17 protein-coding genes are annotated in these 18,227 nt (G+C 50.2%); 10 read left to right on the top strand and 7 right to left on the bottom strand.

Annotation, left to right across the window (positions count from 1 at the left end; all coding sequences use genetic code 11):
- Window positions 1-139 precede the first annotated feature (139 nt).
- On the bottom strand, window positions 140-466 hold the full coding sequence (gene trxA, locus U6B65_03880) for a thioredoxin (GenBank protein ID WRS28279.1): 327 nt from the start codon (window positions 464-466) through the stop codon (window positions 140-142).
- A gap of 5 nt (window positions 467-471) precedes the next feature.
- Window positions 472-1,347, bottom strand: a complete 876-nt coding sequence (locus tag U6B65_03875; protein ID WRS28911.1) for an NAD(P)/FAD-dependent oxidoreductase — start codon at window positions 1,345-1,347, stop codon at window positions 472-474.
- A 489-nt stretch (window positions 1,348-1,836) separates the two neighbouring features.
- On the opposite strand from U6B65_03875, the gene U6B65_03870 reads away from it, so the two are divergent.
- Window positions 1,837-3,021 (top strand): GH25 family lysozyme, encoded by a 1,185-nt coding sequence (locus U6B65_03870; protein ID WRS28278.1) that lies wholly within the window; start codon window positions 1,837-1,839, stop codon window positions 3,019-3,021.
- A 77-nt stretch (window positions 3,022-3,098) separates the two neighbouring features.
- Here U6B65_03870 and U6B65_03865 read toward each other — a convergent pair whose 3' ends face one another.
- The 3 genes from U6B65_03865 to U6B65_03855 form a co-directional block, all read right to left on the bottom strand.
- The gene (locus U6B65_03865; protein ID WRS28277.1) at window positions 3,099-3,863 is read right to left on the bottom strand and encodes a helix-turn-helix transcriptional regulator; all 765 of its coding nucleotides are present in this window, start codon (window positions 3,861-3,863) and stop codon (window positions 3,099-3,101) included.
- Window positions 3,864-4,036: 173 nt separating this feature from the next.
- Window positions 4,037-5,773, bottom strand: a complete 1,737-nt coding sequence (locus tag U6B65_03860; protein WRS28276.1) for an ABC transporter ATP-binding protein — start codon at window positions 5,771-5,773, stop codon at window positions 4,037-4,039.
- The gene (locus U6B65_03855) at window positions 5,770-7,503 is read right to left on the bottom strand and encodes an ABC transporter ATP-binding protein (GenBank protein WRS28275.1); all 1,734 of its coding nucleotides are present in this window, start codon (window positions 7,501-7,503) and stop codon (window positions 5,770-5,772) included. Before U6B65_03855 ends, U6B65_03860 begins: the two co-directional genes overlap by 4 nt.
- A gap of 380 nt (window positions 7,504-7,883) precedes the next feature.
- On the opposite strand from U6B65_03855, the gene U6B65_03850 reads away from it, so the two are divergent.
- From U6B65_03850 to thrC, 8 genes are all read left to right on the top strand, one after another.
- Window positions 7,884-9,749, top strand: a complete 1,866-nt coding sequence (locus U6B65_03850) for a TIGR03960 family B12-binding radical SAM protein (GenBank protein WRS28274.1) — start codon at window positions 7,884-7,886, stop codon at window positions 9,747-9,749.
- Window positions 9,746-10,420 carry a TIGR03936 family radical SAM-associated protein gene (locus U6B65_03845; protein WRS28273.1) on the top strand — a complete coding sequence of 225 codons (675 nt, stop codon included), beginning with the start codon at window positions 9,746-9,748 and terminating at the stop codon, window positions 10,418-10,420. The genes U6B65_03850 and U6B65_03845 overlap by 4 nt, the downstream gene beginning before the upstream one ends.
- Window positions 10,421-10,636: 216 nt before the next feature.
- The gene (gene rplS / locus U6B65_03840; GenBank protein WRS28272.1) at window positions 10,637-10,981 is read left to right on the top strand and encodes a 50S ribosomal protein L19; all 345 of its coding nucleotides are present in this window, start codon (window positions 10,637-10,639) and stop codon (window positions 10,979-10,981) included.
- 110 nt (window positions 10,982-11,091) lie between these two features.
- Window positions 11,092-11,658, top strand: coding sequence for a signal peptidase I (gene lepB, locus U6B65_03835; GenBank protein WRS28271.1), 567 nt, complete (start codon window positions 11,092-11,094; stop codon window positions 11,656-11,658).
- Window positions 11,659-12,108: 450 nt separating this feature from the next.
- Window positions 12,109-12,984 carry a ribosome biogenesis GTPase YlqF gene (ylqF, locus tag U6B65_03830; protein ID WRS28270.1) on the top strand — a complete coding sequence of 292 codons (876 nt, stop codon included), beginning with the start codon at window positions 12,109-12,111 and terminating at the stop codon, window positions 12,982-12,984.
- 119 nt (window positions 12,985-13,103) lie between these two features.
- Window positions 13,104-14,084, top strand: a complete 981-nt coding sequence (locus U6B65_03825) for a ribonuclease HII (GenBank protein ID WRS28269.1) — start codon at window positions 13,104-13,106, stop codon at window positions 14,082-14,084.
- On the top strand, window positions 14,077-15,009 hold the full coding sequence (locus U6B65_03820; GenBank protein ID WRS28268.1) for a membrane dipeptidase: 933 nt from the start codon (window positions 14,077-14,079) through the stop codon (window positions 15,007-15,009). The genes U6B65_03825 and U6B65_03820 overlap by 8 nt, the downstream gene beginning before the upstream one ends.
- A gap of 45 nt (window positions 15,010-15,054) precedes the next feature.
- A complete protein-coding gene (gene thrC / locus U6B65_03815; protein ID WRS28267.1) occupies window positions 15,055-16,545 on the top strand; it encodes a threonine synthase in 1,491 nt (496 codons plus the stop codon).
- Between the two features lie 206 nt (window positions 16,546-16,751).
- Here the strand turns inward: thrC and U6B65_03810 are convergent, their stop codons facing one another.
- Both U6B65_03810 and U6B65_03805 read right to left on the bottom strand, forming a co-directional pair.
- Window positions 16,752-16,928 carry a DUF1540 domain-containing protein gene (locus U6B65_03810; protein ID WRS28266.1) on the bottom strand — a complete coding sequence of 59 codons (177 nt, stop codon included), beginning with the start codon at window positions 16,926-16,928 and terminating at the stop codon, window positions 16,752-16,754.
- Between the two features lie 136 nt (window positions 16,929-17,064).
- Complete coding sequence (locus tag U6B65_03805) at window positions 17,065-17,403, bottom strand: hypothetical protein (protein WRS28265.1); 339 nt, start codon at window positions 17,401-17,403, stop codon at window positions 17,065-17,067.
- Between the two features lie 99 nt (window positions 17,404-17,502).
- Here U6B65_03805 and U6B65_03800 point away from each other — a divergent pair, with 99 nt between their 5' ends.
- A complete protein-coding gene (locus tag U6B65_03800; GenBank protein WRS28264.1) occupies window positions 17,503-18,186 on the top strand; it encodes a metallophosphoesterase in 684 nt (227 codons plus the stop codon).
- Window positions 18,187-18,227: the final 41 nt, after the last annotated feature.

Below are 18,227 nucleotides of genomic sequence, written 5' to 3'. Positions count from 1 at the left end.
GTCATTTGGGAGACTTTTCAGAAAGTAAAGAAAGCACAAAATCTCGGAAATATTCTAAAAAAACGCCCCGGCGCCATGAACCGGCACTGAGGCGGCACAGAATTTTTTATAGTTTTTGGGAAAACCCATCAGATGTTCCTTACACCAAAGGGCTCAATGCATTTTCCAGAGCTTCCTTGATTTGATCCTTAGGTCTTACACCAACCAGTGTACTGAGAATTTTACCCTGAGAAAACAGAATCAGGGTGGGGATGCTGGCTACTTCATACTGGGTGGCAAGGGCAGGGCACTGGTCAATATCCACTTTACCAATATCCACGGTACCATCCAGTTCTTGAGCTAGGTCATCCAGAACAGGAGCCAGCATTTTGCAGGGCATACACCAGCCTGCCCAGAAATCCACCAAAATAGGGGTGTCACTGTTAATGGCATCGTTAAAAGTGTTTTCGTCGAGATGGATGAGCATATTCATCAGCCTTTCTTTTGTTGATTCATTGTGTCTATATAGGCAGCGGCATTCAAACCGGCAATCTGTCCCTGCCCGGCGGCACGCATGTATTGATGGGGCTTACCTGTGCAGTCTCCGGCAGCAAAGCAGCCGGGAAGATTGGTTGCCATATTGGCGTCTACCTTTATAAAACCATCCTGCTGTTCAATTCCGGGAAGGAGCTGACCGGGGGCAATGCTGTCCCGCAGGATAAAAACCGCGTCTGTATCCAGCTGCTGCTTTTTTAAAATCGCATGGGTAACCTTGTTTTCTCCGGCGATTTCCACCAGCAAATCTTCCACCAGCTCCACCGAATCGGAAAGAGTACCCTTGACCTTTCCCACGGGGATGTAATAAACCTTAGAGGCCAGCTCAGCCACATAATTCGCCTCATGCACAGCTTCTTCATTGTAGCCCACAATGGTTACCACCTTGTTTTTATAAAGGGGAGCATCGCAGGTGGCGCAGTAGCCCACACCCCGGCCGAGAAAGCTTTCTTCACCGGGAAAGGTGCGTGTGGGAGCAATGCCGGTGGCTAAAATCAAAGACACAGCCTCGAAGGTGCTGTGTGTGCCAGCCAGCATATAGTAATCCCCCATAGGGAGGATGGTGGTGATTCGTTCGGGAGTGACCTCAATTCCCATAGCAGTCAAATGTTCTTGAAAGCGCTCCCTAAGCTCTGCACCGGAAATATGGGGAAAACCCAGATAGTTATTGATTTGAGGCGCAATTTGAATCTTGCTGCTGAGGTTTTTTGGCCCCACCAACAGCACACTTTTATTGCGGATTTTTAGATTAACAGCAGCCTCTAGGCCCGCAGGCCCGCTGCCGATTATTGCTACATCATATCGTGCCACCAGAGTTCAATCCTTCCAACAAGTGCCGCTGCGTTTTTATAGAATCCGGTCAAGCAAAGTTTTTGTGCAGATCGCAAGCACACACCAGTAATAAATTTTCTCCAGCAATGCCGGGGATATGTACGTCTGAAACAAGGAAAAAAAGAATACAATGCATTTTTATGAAAAAGATATCCGGTCATAACTTTGAAGACATTTATTTTAGAATTACTATTATCTAACTATAGCCCATAAAGCCGCCAAAGGTCAAGGTGCTTTGCAAGAATTTTACAGTTTATGCATATATGACGTTGTTTTTCGACTAATTTTTTGATATAGTATTGGAAGTGCTTGCCTGCCGGCGGGGTCTCTTAGTTTTCATTTTTTGCAGAAATGTCGTTTCATTTCGGCAGAAGTGGTTGAAGAGGGCGGTGCCTCTTTGGCAGGGTAGCCGGACAGGCTTTTTCAGCAATACCACAAACATCAATTCAATAAGGAAACGGAGGAAAAAGAATGACACAAATTAAGCAGCCCCGGCTTGCAGCAGCGGGTCTGTTGTTGGCCATCGCTCTAGTTGTGACCCTGCCTGCCAATATGTTCTCTGCAATGAGCAAAGCATTGGCTAAGGGAATGAACACAGGCGGTACATCAAGCGACTTACATGCGGCGGTCACCATCAAAACGCAGGAGGCCGCAGACAATATAGAAAACGGCATCAAGGGCATTGATGTCTCTGAATATCAGGGAAGCATCAATTGGGATCAGGTTAAGGAAAATGGTATCAATTTTGCTCTGATTCGGGCTTCAGTTGGAACCACTTCCGATAAAACCTTCCGTCAGAATGCCAAAAACGCTCATCAGGCAGGTGTTTTGGTAGGAGCTTATCATTATGCTACCTTTACCAGCACATCTACTGCCGTGGAGCAGGCCGAATTTTTCCTCAGCCATCTGGATGGTCTGGATATTACATACCCTGTTGTGCTGGATTTGGAAAACAACCGGGGCAATCTTTCCAAGGCCAAGTTGACACAGGCAGCCAAAGCCTTTATGGAAACTGTGAAGGATGCAGGCTATACCGTTATGCTTTACAGCTATGAAAACTATTTCCACTCTTATCTGGATATGAGCAAGCTGCAGGATTATCCTATCTGGGCGGCCAATTACATTCAGCAGCCCTCTCAGGTTGATCACAAAATCTGGCAGCATACCTCTTATGGTTCGGTCAGCGGCATCAGTGGCCGGGTGGACATCAACATCGCCTATGAGGATTTGCGTCTGCGTAAGAAAATTGTGGTGGATAAGGAAAAATCCGATCTGGTCAAACAGTATCTCAACACCACCTATAAAAGCCAGCTTGCTATGGATCAGCTGGTGATGGCGGATGTAAAGCAGGCGTTGGTCAAGGGCTTCCAGACCGAGCTGAATGCTTTATTGAATGCCAAGCTGGCCGTGGATGGGGAGCTTTATTCGGGTGCGGTTCAGACTTTGGAAGAGATGGTCTGGAGCGAAAAATACAACACCCCGAAAATGATTAGTTTAATGCAGTCTGCCTTGTTCTATAAGGGACTTTACCCCTATCAGCTAACCGGTGTGATGGATGATAACACCATTCAGGCGGTTAAGGATTTCCAGAAGAACAACGGTCTGGATCAAACCGGCAATGTGGATTGCTGGGAACTGGAATTACTCTTCCAGTAAAGCTATAGTAAATAAAAAAGCGTTTCTTCTTCGGCGGAGGGTCCGAAAAAGAAACGCTTTTTTTATTGCAGTCCAAGTCAGCCATGCCGCTTGGCAGCCAGTATCATGGGAACAAAACAGCCGAGGCAGGCAGTTAAAACAAAAAAGAGCTGTCCTGCTTCCCAGACAGTGGGAAAGAGGCTCTTTACAACTGCATACAAGAAAGGGAATATCACCATAACCCCTAGAACCCATCGGCGGCCGGCTTTTAGAATATATGGCCAGTTGCTGTTGTTAAAATATACCCCTGCCAGATTCATCCTGAAAACACCATCGCTGTAGCTGCTGATTTTATTTTCATCATAATAAGCCGGGAGGATATCCTTAACCCATAAACAAAACCAGCCTCCAAATAAAAGGCTCAACGATTCAACCAGAAATACATCTTTCATCAGTTCTTCCGGAGAATATCCCAGCAATAAAAGCAGCACACATTCCAAAACCGCTATAACCCCACATGTCAGATAAGCCTTTCGGCTTTGTCGGCGGTGCCGCCTGCGCTTCTGCTGCTCTTTTACAGAAAGACCGATGGTTCCGGCAACCAGCTTTTCCACCGTCTGTGCATCCAGCACCTCCGGCTGGGAAATATGCTGACCACTCAGCAGTTCCGCGATGGTTACCCCCAGCAAATCCGCCAGAGGCATAAGCAGCGAAATGTCCGGCATACTCAGCCCTCGTTCCCATTTACTGACCGCCTTATCCGAAACAAACAATCTTTGGGCCAACTCTTTTTGGGTAAAGCTCTTTTGCTTTCTCAGCTCAGCCACAAAGCTGCCGAACTGCTCATTGTTGATTTCATACATGCACCATTACCTCCTGAGAATATCCGGGTTTCACTCCGTGACTAGGCTATGTTTTAGTATAATTCCAAAAGAGGAATGATGCAACCGACTAGCGGTAGAGTGCGGTTGAGGCATGAAAATGGGCCGGTGACAAAGCTGTCAACCGACCCATTTGGGTGTTTTAAAGGTTTGTGTTATTGAAACTGGCTGGCATAAAGCTGGGCATAGAAACCGCCTTTTTCCAGCAGCTCGTTATGGGTTCCGGTCTCGATGATTTTACCCTTATCCAGCACCAGAATTACATCCGCAGAGGTGATGGTAGAAAGACGGTGGGCGATGACAAAGCTGGTGCGGCCCTCCATCATTTTTAGGAAAGCTTTCTGGATGCGGATTTCGGTAAGGGTATCAATGGAGCTGGTGGCTTCATCCAGAATCAGCATGGCCGGATTGGTGAGCATCACTCGGGCTATGGTAAGAAGCTGCTTTTGGCCCTGCGAAAGATTGCCGCCATCCTGTGTGAGCATGGTATCATACTGCTGGGGCAAACGCTTGATAAAGGAATGGGCGTGGGCAAAGCGAGCCGCCTCCTCTACTTCCTGTTGGGTCGCGTTGGGTTTACCATAAGCAATATTATCCCGGATGGTTCCTTCAAACAGCCAAGTGTCCTGCAAAACCATACCGAAACTACGGCGCAGGCTGTTTCGAGTCACGCCGGAAACATTGCGGCCGTCAATCAGCAGGGCACCCTTGTTCAGCTCATAAAACCGCATCAGCAGGTTAACGATGGTGGTTTTACCCGCTCCGGTGGGTCCCACAATGGCAACCAGACTGCCGGGAGTGACCTTGAGATTCAAATCCTGAATAAGAGGGCGGCTGGAACTGTAGGAAAAATCCACATTCCTGAATTCCACAGCACCTTGAGGATGACCCAGCTCCGGCATATTGGGGGCTTCCGCCGATTCCTCAGGGGTATCGAGAATTTCAAAGATGCGCCGCAGAGAGGCAAATGCAGTTTGGATATTGCCCAGCACACCGGAAATTTCATTAAAGGGCTTGGCAAACTGAGCCGAATAGATCAAAAAGCTGGAAACGGTTCCTACGCTGACACCGCCCAAAGCAATTAGGCCGCCAACTACACCCACCAGCAGATAGGTTAAATGGTCTACAAATCGAGTGATGGGGTTAAACAGAGCCGACGCGAAGTGCGCTTTGGTACCGGTGACCTTGAGCCGGGCTGTAATGGCTTCGAACCGCTCTACACTTCGGCTCTCGTAGCCAAAGGCGGTGACCAGGCGCTGATTGCCCACAATCTCAGAGACAAACCCGGAAAGCTCACCCACGACAGCCTGCTGGCGGCGGTAGGTTTCCTGCGTGAAGCGGGAAATAATCCACGCCACCAGAAAAATCACGGGGGTACAAAGCAAAATCACCAAGGTTATTTGTACATTAAGGCTGAGCATAAAAATGAGAGAGGTAACCACCACGACAGCCCCGGTAAAGAGGCTGACAATGCTCAGAGAAAGTGCAAGTGATACACTATCCAGATCGTTGGTGAACCGGCTGACCAAATCTCCCCGGGAGGTTTGATCAAAGAAGGAAAGGGGAAGACGGCCTAATTTTTCAAAGGTCAAATGGCGTAGGGTCTGGGAAGTGCCATGAGCGATCTGGTTGGCCAGCACCGATACAAACCACTGGAACAGGGCACCCGCCAGATACAGCCCCCCCAGAATCAAAATAATACGGTGAAGTCCGGGAAAATCCACATCCCCCTGGCCAACCATAGCATCTATGGCATAACCAAGATACAGCGTTGCAAAAATGGCGCTCAGGCTGGAAACAACAGCGCAGAGCAAGGCCATGAGTATTTTCGGCCATTGGGCCGACATTACCGAAAGCAGGCGGCCGGTTACAGGCTTTTGAATTTCAGTCATTGGGCTGCCTCCTTTGATCCGGAACTGGTTTGAGAGCGGTAAATATCCCGGTAGGTTTCACATTCCTCCAGCAGGGTGCTGTGAACGCCCAGACCGCTGATTTTACCGTCATCCAGCACCACAATCAAGTCAGCGCCGGTCACCGAGCTGATACGCTGAGAAACCACCAGCAAGGTCGTATCGGGCAAATCCCGGGCCAGTGCCCGGCGCAGCTCCAGATCGGTTTTGTAATCCAGAGCGCTCAAGGAATCATCCAGAATCAAGAGAGAGGGCCTTTTAACCAGTGCACGGGCGATGGCAAGACGCTGGCGCTGGCCGCCGGAAAAATTGCGTCCGCCTTCCTCAATGCGAAACTCCAGCCCGCCGGGCAGTGCCTCCACAAAGTCACGAGCCTGAGCTGTTTCTAAAGCAGCCCACATCTCGTCGGTGGAAGCATCCTCCTTGCCCCAGCGCAGGTTGTCTGCTACGGTACCTGTAAACAGCATGCTTTGCTGGGGAACCACGCCGATCATATCCCGAAGCTGCTGCTGAGAAAGCTCAGTCAGCGGGGCGCCCGAGAGCCGGATACAGCCTTTATCCAAATCATAGAACCGCTGTAAAAGGTTGATCACGGTGGATTTTCCGCTGCCGGTAACCCCCACAATGCCCAGCGCTTTGCCGTGAGGCAAGCTAAAGGAAATATCGGTCACAGCCTCTTCATGGCCGCTGTAAGAGAAAGAGACATTTTCAAAGCTAACTGCCGGGGCTTCCTGTGAAAGAGAAGCCGCCTGCTGGGGATACACAATGGAAGGTTCTGTATCCAGCACCTCATTGATGCGCCCGGCCGAAGCGGAGGCTTTGGTAAACAGCACCACCAGATTGGAGAAAATAACCAGCGCATAGAGCACCTGCGTGGCATAGGTGGTAAGGGCCAGAACATTGCCTCGTGTGAGCAAGCCTTCAAAAACCCGATTGGCTCCCAAATACAGAATCAGCATTGTGCTGCCCTGCATCAAAATAGAGGTGGCCGGGTTGGAAAGAGCCGATAAGCTGGCGACTCGGATATTGGCAACGGCCAGTTCACGAGCGGCGGAATCGCCACGCTCCTGCTCTTTGTTCCAGCGGGCAAAAGCGCGGATAATGCGCACACCGCTCAGGTTTTCGCGAACAATCAGAGCCAGGCCATCCAGCTTTTTCTGGGCTTCTTTATAGAGAGCAGTGGTGCGCACGATTAAGAAATACAGCAAAATCCCCAGCATCGGGATCAGCCCCACAAAAATCAAGGCAAGCTGGCTATCCACATAAAAAGCCATGATCACCGAGCCAATGCACAGAAAAGGTGCTCGGGAAACAAGGCGGATAGTCATGGCAATGGCCTGCTCCACATTGGTAACATCACCGGTGAGGCGGTTAATCAGTGTGGAAGGACTGAAACGATCCAGCTCCCGGTAAGAAAAACCCGAGACCTGCTTCATAAGAGCATCACGGATGATGGTGCCTGTCCCCAAAGAGACCACGGCGGCACTGTATTGGCAGAAAATCGCAAAGGCCAAACCCACCACGGAAAACAGCATGAGCCATCCTCCCATTTGCAGAATATAGCCCCGATCTCCCTGGGGGATACCTATATCCAAAATCTTAGCCATAAACAGAGGCAGAAACACCTCCAATACTGCTTCCAGCAGCTTGAGAAGCCACCCGAAGAAAAACTGGGCCTTATAGCGCCCGATAAAACGACTGATACGCAGCAAAAAATTCCAGCTCCTTTCCATGGATACAAAGGTGTAAAATGTGCGGGAACTTTTTAGGCCCTGCACAACAGGTTCTATCATAAGACTTTTTTATTTTTTTTGCAAGGCTGAAGATACAAAAGTGCAGAAAAGAATACGACTATATGAAAGTGGGCACATTGAGGCAGATTGACTAGAGAACAATTTTGTAATACTATCTATGGTATAGTCAATAAACTTGAAAACGAAACCATCGTTTTCAAAAGCGAGCAGAGCTTGTTTTGCGCCAAAGGCGCAGTTTTTGCCTCTTAGTATGCCGTTTTCCCGCTTTTCGCAAGGGGAGGAACACAGCATTCTGCTGTTTTCAAGAAGGGCTGCTATAGAAAGCATTCCCAGAAGGGATGGAGGAAAAACAGTTGTTAATGGAAAAACTGGACAGGATTTTACCCAAAGTGCAAAAGCCTGCCCGATACATTGGGGGGGAGATCGGAAGCATTGTAAAATCGCCCCAGGATGTGGCGGTTCGCTTTGCCTTCTGCTTTCCTGATTTATATGAGATCGGCATGTCCCATTTGGGCATGAAGATTTTATATTCGCTGATCAACAGCCGGCCGGATTTTTGGTGCGAACGGGTTTTCGCCCCGGATATGGATATGCGGGACTGTATGAAGGAACAGGGAATCCCTCTCTATGGGCTGGAAAGCTTGGAGCCTATTAAGGATTTTGATATGATCGGCTTTACCCTCCAATATGAGCTGAGCTTTACCACCATATTGGATATGCTGGATTTGGCGGGCCTGCCGGTTCGCTCCAGCCAGCGCAAAGAACTTTACCCCATTGTCATTGCGGGAGGCCCCTGTGCCTGCAACCCCGAACCCCTTGCAGATTTTATTGATCTGTTTGTGCTGGGGGAAGGGGAAGAGGTCAATCTGGAGTTGATGGATCTCTACAAGCAGGCCAAGGCGGAGGGCTGGAGCAAGGAAGCTTTCCTCAAGGCGGCATCACAAATTCAGGGTATCTATGTCCCCAGCCTGTATCAGGTGGCGTATAACCCGGATGGAACCGTGGCTTCCATCACGTCGGAGGAAGGCGCCCCCGCCAAAGTAACCAAACGGATTGTGGCCGATCTGGATTGCATTTTTTATCCTGAAAGCTTTGTGGTTCCCGCTGTAGAGGCGGTGCATGACCGGGCTATGGTGGAGGTGCTCCGAGGCTGTGCCCGAGGCTGCCGCTTCTGTCAGGCCGGGTTTATCTACCGGCCTTTCCGGGAAAAGGAACCCGGCACTCTCAACAGCTATGGCAAAGCGCTCTGCGATTCCACCGGCTACGATGAGATTTCCCTCACTTCTTTGAGCACCAGCGATTATACCCGACTGGAACCGTTGCTGGATACCCTGCTGGATTGGACTGAAAAGGAAAAGGTTAACCTTTCCCTGCCCTCTTTGCGGGTGGATAATTTTTCAGATTCGCTGGCAGAAAAGATCACCCGGGTGCGCAAAAGCGGGTTGACCTTTGCCCCTGAGGCAGGTACTCAGCGGATTCGGGATGTGATCAACAAGAACATCACCGAGGAGGAAATCCTCCGCACTTGCACCATGGCTTTTGAAGGAGGCTATACCTCGGTTAAGCTGTATTTTATGCTGGGGCTTCCTACCGAAACTATGGAGGATGTGGAGGGTATCGCCCAGCTTGCCCAAAAAATCGTCAATCTTTACTATGAAAACCCCAACAAGCCCAAGGGCAAGGGCGTGAATGTAACGGTCAGTGCCGCCGGGTTTGTGCCCAAGCCCTTTACTCCCTTTGAGTTTGAGCCCCAGGATACCATTGAGCAGTTTGCCGCCAAGCAGAGGCATTTGGTTGAATCGGTTCGCACCAAGAAAATTTCAGTGAAATACCACAACAACAAGGTCAGCTTTTTAGAGGCTGTTTTGGCCCGTGGTGACCGCCGCCTGTGTGCCGCTATGGAACAGGCGTGGCGCAAGGGCTGTGTGCTGGAAGGGTGGGACGAGCATTTTTCTTTGGAAACATGGCTGGAAACTTTGGCGGAATGCGGGCTTGATCCTGCATTTTATGCCAACCGCCGCCGTTCCTTTGAGGAGGTAACCCCTTGGAGCCACTTGGATTACGGTGTGACCAAGGATTTCCTCATTCGTGAAAACAAAAAGGCCCATGGTGACCGCACCACCCCCAACTGCCTGCTCCAATGCAGTGCCTGCGGTGCTTCGGGGCTCTATCCCGATGGAGAAGGGAGGTGGCCTTGCCCATGATCCCTGTTCGTATTTTTTACCGCAAGGCCGGCCGTGCCAAATATCTTGCCCATCTGGATTTAATGCGGTCAGTATCCCGTGCTATCAAGCGCAGTGGCCTGCCTGTTTGGTATACCCAAGGCTTTAACCCGCATATGTACCTGACCTTTTCGCTGCCCCTCTCCCTTGGATACGAGGGGATGTGGGAAACGGTGGATATCCGCCTCAATGAGGAGATTTGCTCCGAAGAAATTATCAGCAGGCTTTCCCCTTGCCTGCCCGCAGGCTTTGAGATTTTCCGGGTCAGTACCCCGGTGCAGGAGCCTTCGGCTATTGAGTGGGCAGATTACCATGTGGAGCTTTTGTTTGATGAAGAAGGCGCCGACAGGATGTCCCACGCTCTTGCCCGCCTTATGGAACAACCGGAAATTTTGGTGATGAAAAAAGCCAAAAAAGGCCCCGGCCGAAAAATCCTCAAAGAGGTGGACATTCGCCCCATGGTTCAGCTTCTGGAGCAAAAAGAAGGGGAGAACTGTCTGGATATGACCCTGCGCCTGCGAACCGGCCTGAGCCAAAATTTGAACCCTTCGCTGTTTTTGGATGCGCTTTACAAAGAGGCGGAAGTGGAGCCGGATTTGGTGCGGATCGCCCGTGTAGCGGTATTGGATGATCACCTGCATCCTTTTGAATAAAGGTTTACTTTATACGCTGCCCCGTAAGCCGAAAAATGTGTACAAAATGGTTGCATTATGCAGTCCGCTATGCTATAATATCACCGTATGTTGTGACTCCTGTCCAAAAAACAGGGGGGATTCATGCCACAGCCCTACGGCCATGACATTGAAACAGGTATTCCTCTGTCATTTCCAAAATGAGAATGAATGCCGTAAATTAAGGAGGAGCATTAAATGGATGCTTTGAAGCTGATTGCCCAGGATAGCCTGAAAAAGGAAATTCCTGTGGTTGACGTGGGTAATGTTGTCCGCGTTCATGTAAGAATCAAGGAAGGCGAAAGAGAAAGAATTCAGGCCTTTGAAGGCACTGTTATCGCCAAGAAGCACGGTGGTATTGAAGAAACCTTTACCGTTCGCCGTGTTGCCCACGGTGTAGGTGTTGAGAGAGTATTCCCGATCCATTCCCCTAACGTGGATAAAGTTGAGCTTGTTCGCAAGGGCCGTGTCCGCAGAGGCAAGCTGTATTATCTCAGAGATCGTGTGGGTAAGGCTGCCAAGGTTAAAGAAGCCATTCGCTAAGAATGTGATGAGGAAAGGGGCCATATGGCCCCTTTTTCTGCTTTACACAGGTTTTTATTCAGAGGCCCCAAAAGCCTTTGCGGGCCTTATTTTATCAAAGGAGTGATACCATGAACGACGGCCTTTATCCCGAAGAGGAAGAACGTGAGGTATCGGTCTATAAAAAAGAGCTGATTGATTGGGTGGAGGCTCTTGTAATGGCGGTTGTCTTTGTTGTGCTGCTGTTTACCTTTGTTATGCGCACAGCCGGAGTCAACGGCGATTCTATGTTCCCTACCTTAGAAAATCGGGATGCTTTGCTGATCAGCCGGTTCCTCTATGAGCCAAAGCAAGGGGATATTGTGGTGGTAACCCGTATCAGTGAGCCTACCGAGCCTTTGATTAAGAGAGTAATTGCAACCGAGAATCAAACGGTGGATATTGATTTTCAGCAGGGTGTTGTCAGCGTGGATGGCCAGCCTTTGGAGGAGCCCTATACCTTTGAACCAACCTATGTTCAGTATGATGTGGAGTTCCCCCAAACGGTGCCGGAGGGAACTGTCTTTGTAATGGGAGACAATCGGAACCATTCCTTGGATAGCCGAGACAGTGATATTGGCATGATTGATAAGCGATATGTTTTAGGCAGGGCGTTTTTCCGTATCATGCCCTTTGAAAGAGGCGGCTTTTTATCCTGAATTTGCCATTGGTGCCTTTTGGCTATAGAGCTATAAGGCCGGCACTTTCAGAAGTTGGCCTTATAGTTGGTTAGGTTTAAAACCGCAACGCAGCTTTAAACAGCGGCAATTTGCCGCTGACCGCCATAGGCGGCCTCAGACTGTAGACATAACTGCCTTTAACTTGAAGACCTTATGGTTTTGATGCCTAATTCTTCCGAAGCCGAATTGATTTCGACGCAGGAATTCCATTCTTTGCGCCGGAGCGGCGCAATCCGGGGGGAATTGGATGCCCCCCATAAAGGGTGTAGACTTTTCTCTACACCCTCCAACCGCCATAGACGGTCTATACTGCCTTCATACGCATTTACACGCAAGGCGTGTTTGCGGGCCAAGTCCGCAGCGTCAAAACTTTTATACAGTTTTGACGCTATATAAGTATACCAAACAGCTAGGAGTTGATTTGTTTTAATGGAAGCGGTCAGTGTACAGTGGTTCCCCGGCCATATGGCCAAAACCCGCCGTCTGATGCGGGAAAATATGCGCCTTGTGGATATTGTGGTCGAGCTGCGGGATGCCCGCATTCCTCACAGCAGCAGCAACCCTGAAATAGACAAGCTCACGGCCCATAAGCCCCGCATTATTCTGCTCAACAAGGCGGATACCGCCGATGAGCTGCAAAGCCAGCGCTGGTGCGCTTATTATATGTCTCGTCAGGTCCCCGCCCTGGCTGTGGATTGCCGCAGCGGAAAGGGTCTGGGGGCTTTTGTGCCTCTTGTGCGGCAAACGCTGGCTGCTCAGCTCAAGCGCCTTGAAGAAAAAGGCATGAGCGGGCGGCCTATTCGCATCATGGTGGTGGGGGTGCCCAATGTGGGCAAATCCTCTTTCATTAACCGGATGGCGGGCAGCCGCCGGGCCAAGGTGGAGGATCGCCCCGGTGTAACCCGAGGCAAGCAGTGGGTGAAGCTGCAGAGCGGCATGGAACTTTTGGATATGCCTGGTGTTCTCTGGCCTAAGTTTGATGATAAGCAGGTGGGGGAATACCTTGCCTTTACCGGTGCGGTCAAGGACGATATTATGGATTTGGAAGCCCTTGCCATGCGCCTGCTGGAGCTCCTTTGGCAGCGCTATCCCCAGCTGATCTGTTCCCGGTATGGTATGGAGTCGGAGCAGCTGGAAGGAAAAACCAGTTATGAAATGTTATCCGCCATTGGCCAGAAAAGAGGGATGCTGCTGCCCGGTGGTGTAGTTCACACCGAGCGGGCGGCCATCATGATACTCGATGAATTTCGTGGCGGTACCATTGGGCGGATTACGCTGGAGCAGGCGCCCATCCTGCGGGATTAGCTTTCTGCCAGCCCTTCTCGGCCAATGGTTCGGCGCCAAGCGCCGGTTGCCCGCTTTTCAGCGGGCATTGGCCGAGAAAACACCAGCCTCAAAAATTTCTCTGAAAGGAGCCTTCTTCCATGAGCCTGTATGAATACGACAATGCTGTTTATGGGGAGGGCCTGACCTGCTTTTGCGGGGTGGATGAAGCGGGCAGAGGGCCGCTGGCCGGGCCTGTCTTTGCCGCCGCCGTTATTTTGCCGCAGGAACCTGAAATCCCCGGGCTTAACGATTCCAAAAAGCTATCCGAGAAAAAGCGGGAGGCTTTGTTCCCTTTGATTATGGAGCAAGCTGTGGCTTTTGGTATTGCCGCAGCTACCGAAAAAGAAATAGACGCCCTCAATATATTGGAGGCCTCCAAGCTGGCTATGCGCCGGGCAGTGGAAAGCCTCAAGACTTTGCCCCAGCTTGCGCTGGTGGATGGCAACGCTGATCCTCGGCTGGCGGTTTCCACTCGGCTGGTGGTTAAAGGGGATGCCACCTCGGCCTGTATTGCCGCTGCTTCTATTTTAGCCAAGGTGGCCCGGGATCGCTATATGCTGGAGTTGGATAAAAGCTACCCGCAATACTGCCTTGCCAAACATAAGGGCTACCCCACCAAGCTCCATTATGAAAAACTGGTGGAGCATGGGCCCAGCACCATCCACCGGCAAAGCTTTCTCAAAAAGTGGAATCGGGCGGCGCAGGCTTCCTCCAATTTGGGAGCAATGGGAGAAGATTACGCAGTATTGGCCCTCACTTCCCTTGGATATGAAGTGCTGGAAAGAAATTACCGCAGTGCTTATGGTGAAATAGATGTAATAGCGACTACCGAAGATTACATATGCTTTGTAGAGGTAAAAACCCGCAGGCAGGGAAGTCAGGTTACAGGCCCGGAGGCGGTGACCCGCTCAAAGCAGAAACGCATCATTACAACAGCCCTTTGCTATCTTGATGCCTTTCCCAACTCACTCCAGCCACGTTTTGATGTGCTCAGTGTAGTTACAGACAAAAAAGGAGCGATTGTGGACTGTGAGCTGATTCCTGCCGCTTTTGACGGAGGTGCTTATACCAATGGATGAACGGCGTATCATTGATCTTCACTGCGATACCTTAACCTTGTGCCGGGATGAAAAACTGGATATTACCAGCGATAGGCTGCATATCAACCTGAATAAGCTCCCAGAGGGTTACCGCTGGTGTCAGGCCTTTGCCATTTTTATGCCCGATGCTTACCGGGGCCGAGCCGCAGTGGAATACTTTAATGCCCTGCTGGAAACCTATCGCCAGCAGATGTGCAAGCACAGAAACAGAATCCGGACGGTGGAGCGTCTAAAATGCATTGATCAGGCGCTGGATTGCTGCAAATGGGCGGCTTTCCTGACTGTAGAAGGCGGATCTGCGCTGGCCGGAGAGCTTTCCCGGGTGGCTGTTCTGTATGAGGCCGGGGTGCGCATCATGACCCTGACTTGGAATGCAGCCAACGAAATTGCAGGCGGGGCGGCCACGGATGAGGGCTTTACTCCTTTTGGCCGACAGGCGGTGGGGGAGATGGAGCGTCTTGGCATGGCCGTGGATGTATCCCACCTTTCCGACCGGGCTTTCTGGGAGCTGTGCGAATTTGCCACCAAGCCCTTTTTAGCCACACATTCCAACTCTCGGGTTATTTGCCCTCACCGCCGCAACCTGACCGATGCCATGTTTGATGAAATTGTCCGCCGGGGCGGTATTGTGGGCATGAACTACTATCGGCCTTTCATCCGTGAGGATGGGGAGCATGGTACAGTAAAGGATTTGCTTTATCATATCCATCATTTTTTGGAGCGGGGCGGGGAGAATACTATCGCCTTAGGCTCGGATTATGATGGGGCGGATGTTCCCGATTATCTTCACGGTGTAGGAACAGTTGATTTTTTAGTGCAGGCTATGTTAAAATCAGGCATACCCCAGCAGGTGGTGGATAAGATCCTTTTTCAAAATGCCCGGAACTATCTTGCCAACCTGTGAACTGCCCTATAGGAATGTTTTAAATCCATGAGAGGAAGTCGCCCAATGAATTATACCAGCACCCGCAACAACAAAGTATCCCTATCCGCTGCGCAGGTGATCGCGCAGGGAATTTCGGAGGAGGGCGGCCTCTTTGTGCCGGAAAGCCTTCCCAAGCTAACTCATGAGCGTCTGGAAAAGCTGATTCCTATGAGTTATATCCAGAGAGCCTGCAATATTTTAGGGGATTTTCTCCCGGATTTTACCCCGGAGGAGATATGGTCCTGCGTGCAGGGCGCTTATACCGATACCTTTGAGGAAAACCGTCCGGCGCCTCTTTCCAAGCTGGATGATACCACTTATATGCTGGAGCTTTGGCATGGGCCTACCTGTGCCTTTAAGGATTTGGCTCTCCAGCTTCTGCCCCGCCTGCTGACCGTTTCGCTGAACAAACACCATCCCTCCAAAACGGCGGCTATTCTTGTGGCCACCTCGGGGGATACAGGCAAGGCGGCCATGGAAGGTTTCCGTGATCTGCCGGGCACCAAAATGCTGGTGTTCTATCCGCGGGATGGTGTCAGCCATGTGCAGAAGCTTCAAATGCAGACACAAGAAGGCGAAAATTTGCAGGTTTGCGCCATTGAGGGCAATTTTGATGATGCCCAGACTGCCGTCAAATCGGTTTTCACCGATTCCGATAACATCCAGCGCCTTGCGGATGCGGATATGTTCTTTTCCAGCGCCAATTCCATCAACTGGGGCAGGTTGGTGCCGCAGATCGTGTATTACATCAGCGCTTATTGCGATCTTTTGGCCGATGAAGAGATTGCCTTGGGCGATCCCATCAATATTGCGGTTCCTACCGGCAATTTTGGTAACATTTTGGCCGCTTATTATGCCAAGGAAATGGGCCTGCCTGTGGGCAAGCTGATCTGTGCTTCCAATAAAAACAAGGTACTCACCGATTTCTTTAAAACCGGCGTTTACAACAAGGAGCGGGACTTTTACATGACCAGCTCCCCTTCTATGGATATCCTGATTTCCAGCAATCTGGAGCGGCTGCTTTACCATCTGCATCAAGAGGATGACCAGGAAGTGCAGAGCTTGATGGAAGGCCTGCGCAACAGCGGTGTATACAGGCTGTCATCGGATGTGAAGGAACGTATGGATCAGGATTTCTTCGGCGGCAGCTGCGACGAAGAGCAGACCTTGACCACCATCCGCCGTTATTTTGAGAGCCATTCCTACTTGTGCGATACCCATACGGCTGTGGCACTTGAGGTGCTTCGCCAGTATACCGAGGCAACCGGGGATACCACCAAAACCGTTGTGGCTTCTACGGCCAATCCCTATAAATTCGTGGGCAGCGTGCTCAGCGCTCTGACTGGTAAAGACGAGCAGGGAGATGAATTTGAGCTGATTCGCCAGTTGCACCAGCTGACCGGGCTGCCGGTTCCTCCCCAGATTTCTTCTCTGCCGGAAAAAGAGATTCGCTTCGATCACATCTGTACCCGTGAGACCATTGGAGAAACCGCTATGTCTTTGCTGGGAATATAGGATAGCAGATATGCTGTTTTATGACCAGCTGCCTTTAAGTTAAACAGTTATAAAACCCCCGGAAAGCGGGACTTTCCAGGGGTTCGTTATTTTTGCAGTATTAATTTTGGGGGATACAATTCCCCGGGATTTTGCGCCGGTTCAAAATTATGACCTGGACGCCGATTCGAAAAAGACTGTTTTATACTGCTTTTATGGGGTTGACCCTAGGATTTGGCCTGAAATGTGGCGCAGACAGTGTCGTCTGTGCAGGAGGCAAACTGAGGGCCAACGCTTATTTCGTTAGCGGAGCAGTCGTGCTGACCTACATTATAAACACAGTTGGTCACATGGCACTTGATGCCGGGCAGAGTATTGCCTGGTAAATTATTTTGCAGTTGCATGGGAGAGGGTCTCCTTTCCTGTCGTGTGCTGCCGGCTATACAGGAAAAGCTTTGTTTGTGCGTAAAAACGCAGCTGAAAAACGTCTCCGGTATAACCGCACTAATAGTATCCGCTGTGCAGTGCGCAACATACCCGCTAAATAATAGGCGAGCTTACTGCATTATATTTCATTTTATAGCCATATTGAAATAAACCCGCTTTACAGTTTATTTCAGGAGGAAAAGACGCATCTTTTGCATGTGCAAAAATTGCTGTAAAGAACGAACAGATCATCTGTTTTGATTTTGTTCTACTATAATGTCCACTGAACAAATGCGCTTTGCGAAGCGCATTTGCAACCAGAGCGATTTTTGCTCTGGTTGATGGCAAAACAAGCCCGTTTTGCCGTTTCAGATACATTGATTGACTGTCTGAAAGGATTTGCGGACACACGCCACAAATCCTTTGTGCAAGGTTTTTGGCCAAATATGGCAAAAACCTTGCACCTAAACAATTTAAAAACGCTGTCAAAGTATTGCTATTGTCGCATTTTCAAATTGTTCAGTAGGCATTACTATAAAACTGGGGGATGACATGGCAGTTTTTGCAATAGGGGATCTTCACCTTTCATTGGGTGGCGATAAAGCGATGGATGCTTTTCCCGGGTGGAAAAATTATGTAACTTTGCTCGAAACAAACTGGCGTGAGCAGATTGCGCCGGAGGATACGGTTTTGCTGTGCGGTGATACCTCATGGGGCATGACCTTGGAGGAGAGCCGGGCGGATTTTGCCTTTTTGCAGGCATTGCCCGGGCGCAAGATTTTGCTCAAGGGTAACCACGATTACTGGTGGACCTCTGCTTCCCGGATGAGCCGCTTTTTTGAAGAAAACGGATTTTCCAGCCTTGAGATTCTCCACAACAATTTTATCTCGGCCGAGGGCTTAGCACTCTGCGGCACCCGGGGCTGGATGATGGAATCCGGCAAGCCCCACGATGATAAGCTGATCAACCGGGAGGTGCTGCGGTTGGAGGCCTCTCTTACGGCCGCCAAGGGCTTTTCGGGAGAAAAAGTGGTTTTTCTGCACTATCCGCCGATTTACAACAATCAGTTTATCGGCTCACTGCTGGAGGTGCTGGCCCGGCACTGTATAGCCCGCTGCTATTATGGGCATATTCACGGTGGCGGTCACAGATTTGCCCATGAGGGGCTTTTTGATGGGGTTGAATACACCATGATTTCCGCCGATTACCTGCACTTCTGCCCCAAGAAACTTTAATATTATAGGATATAGATTAGGAATGGGGCTTAGTTAAAGCA

The organism is Oscillospiraceae bacterium MB08-C2-2 (assembly GCA_035621215.1).
In the GTDB taxonomy this organism is placed as follows: domain Bacteria; phylum Bacillota; class Clostridia; order Oscillospirales; family Ruminococcaceae; genus WRAV01.
The sequence above is the reverse complement of the archived record's forward strand: the minus strand, read 5'-3'. Positions and strand labels throughout refer to the sequence as shown.

What these genes read in the sequence shown, in the direction of transcription:
- U6B65_03860 (WRS28276.1), bottom strand. Translation starts at nt 5,773, where the DNA reads ATGACTGAAATTCAAAAGCCTGTAACCGGCCGCCTGCTTTCGGTAATG.
- U6B65_03865 (WRS28277.1), bottom strand. Translation starts at nt 3,863, where the DNA reads ATGTATGAAATCAACAATGAGCAGTTCGGCAGCTTTGTGGCTGAGCTG.
- lepB (WRS28271.1), top strand. Translation starts at nt 11,092, where the DNA reads ATGAACGACGGCCTTTATCCCGAAGAGGAAGAACGTGAGGTATCGGTC.
- U6B65_03825 (WRS28269.1), top strand. Translation starts at nt 13,104, where the DNA reads ATGAGCCTGTATGAATACGACAATGCTGTTTATGGGGAGGGCCTGACC.
- U6B65_03820 (WRS28268.1), top strand. Translation starts at nt 14,077, where the DNA reads ATGGATGAACGGCGTATCATTGATCTTCACTGCGATACCTTAACCTTG.
- U6B65_03870 (WRS28278.1), top strand. Translation starts at nt 1,837, where the DNA reads ATGACACAAATTAAGCAGCCCCGGCTTGCAGCAGCGGGTCTGTTGTTG.
- trxA (WRS28279.1), bottom strand. Translation starts at nt 466, where the DNA reads ATGCTCATCCATCTCGACGAAAACACTTTTAACGATGCCATTAACAGT.
- U6B65_03800 (WRS28264.1), top strand. Translation starts at nt 17,503, where the DNA reads ATGGCAGTTTTTGCAATAGGGGATCTTCACCTTTCATTGGGTGGCGAT.
- U6B65_03810 (WRS28266.1), bottom strand. Translation starts at nt 16,928, where the DNA reads ATGCAACTGCAAAATAATTTACCAGGCAATACTCTGCCCGGCATCAAG.
- U6B65_03850 (WRS28274.1), top strand. Translation starts at nt 7,884, where the DNA reads ATGGAGGAAAAACAGTTGTTAATGGAAAAACTGGACAGGATTTTACCC.
- thrC (WRS28267.1), top strand. Translation starts at nt 15,055, where the DNA reads ATGAATTATACCAGCACCCGCAACAACAAAGTATCCCTATCCGCTGCG.
- rplS (WRS28272.1), top strand. Translation starts at nt 10,637, where the DNA reads ATGGATGCTTTGAAGCTGATTGCCCAGGATAGCCTGAAAAAGGAAATT.
- U6B65_03845 (WRS28273.1), top strand. Translation starts at nt 9,746, where the DNA reads ATGATCCCTGTTCGTATTTTTTACCGCAAGGCCGGCCGTGCCAAATAT.
- ylqF (WRS28270.1), top strand. Translation starts at nt 12,109, where the DNA reads ATGGAAGCGGTCAGTGTACAGTGGTTCCCCGGCCATATGGCCAAAACC.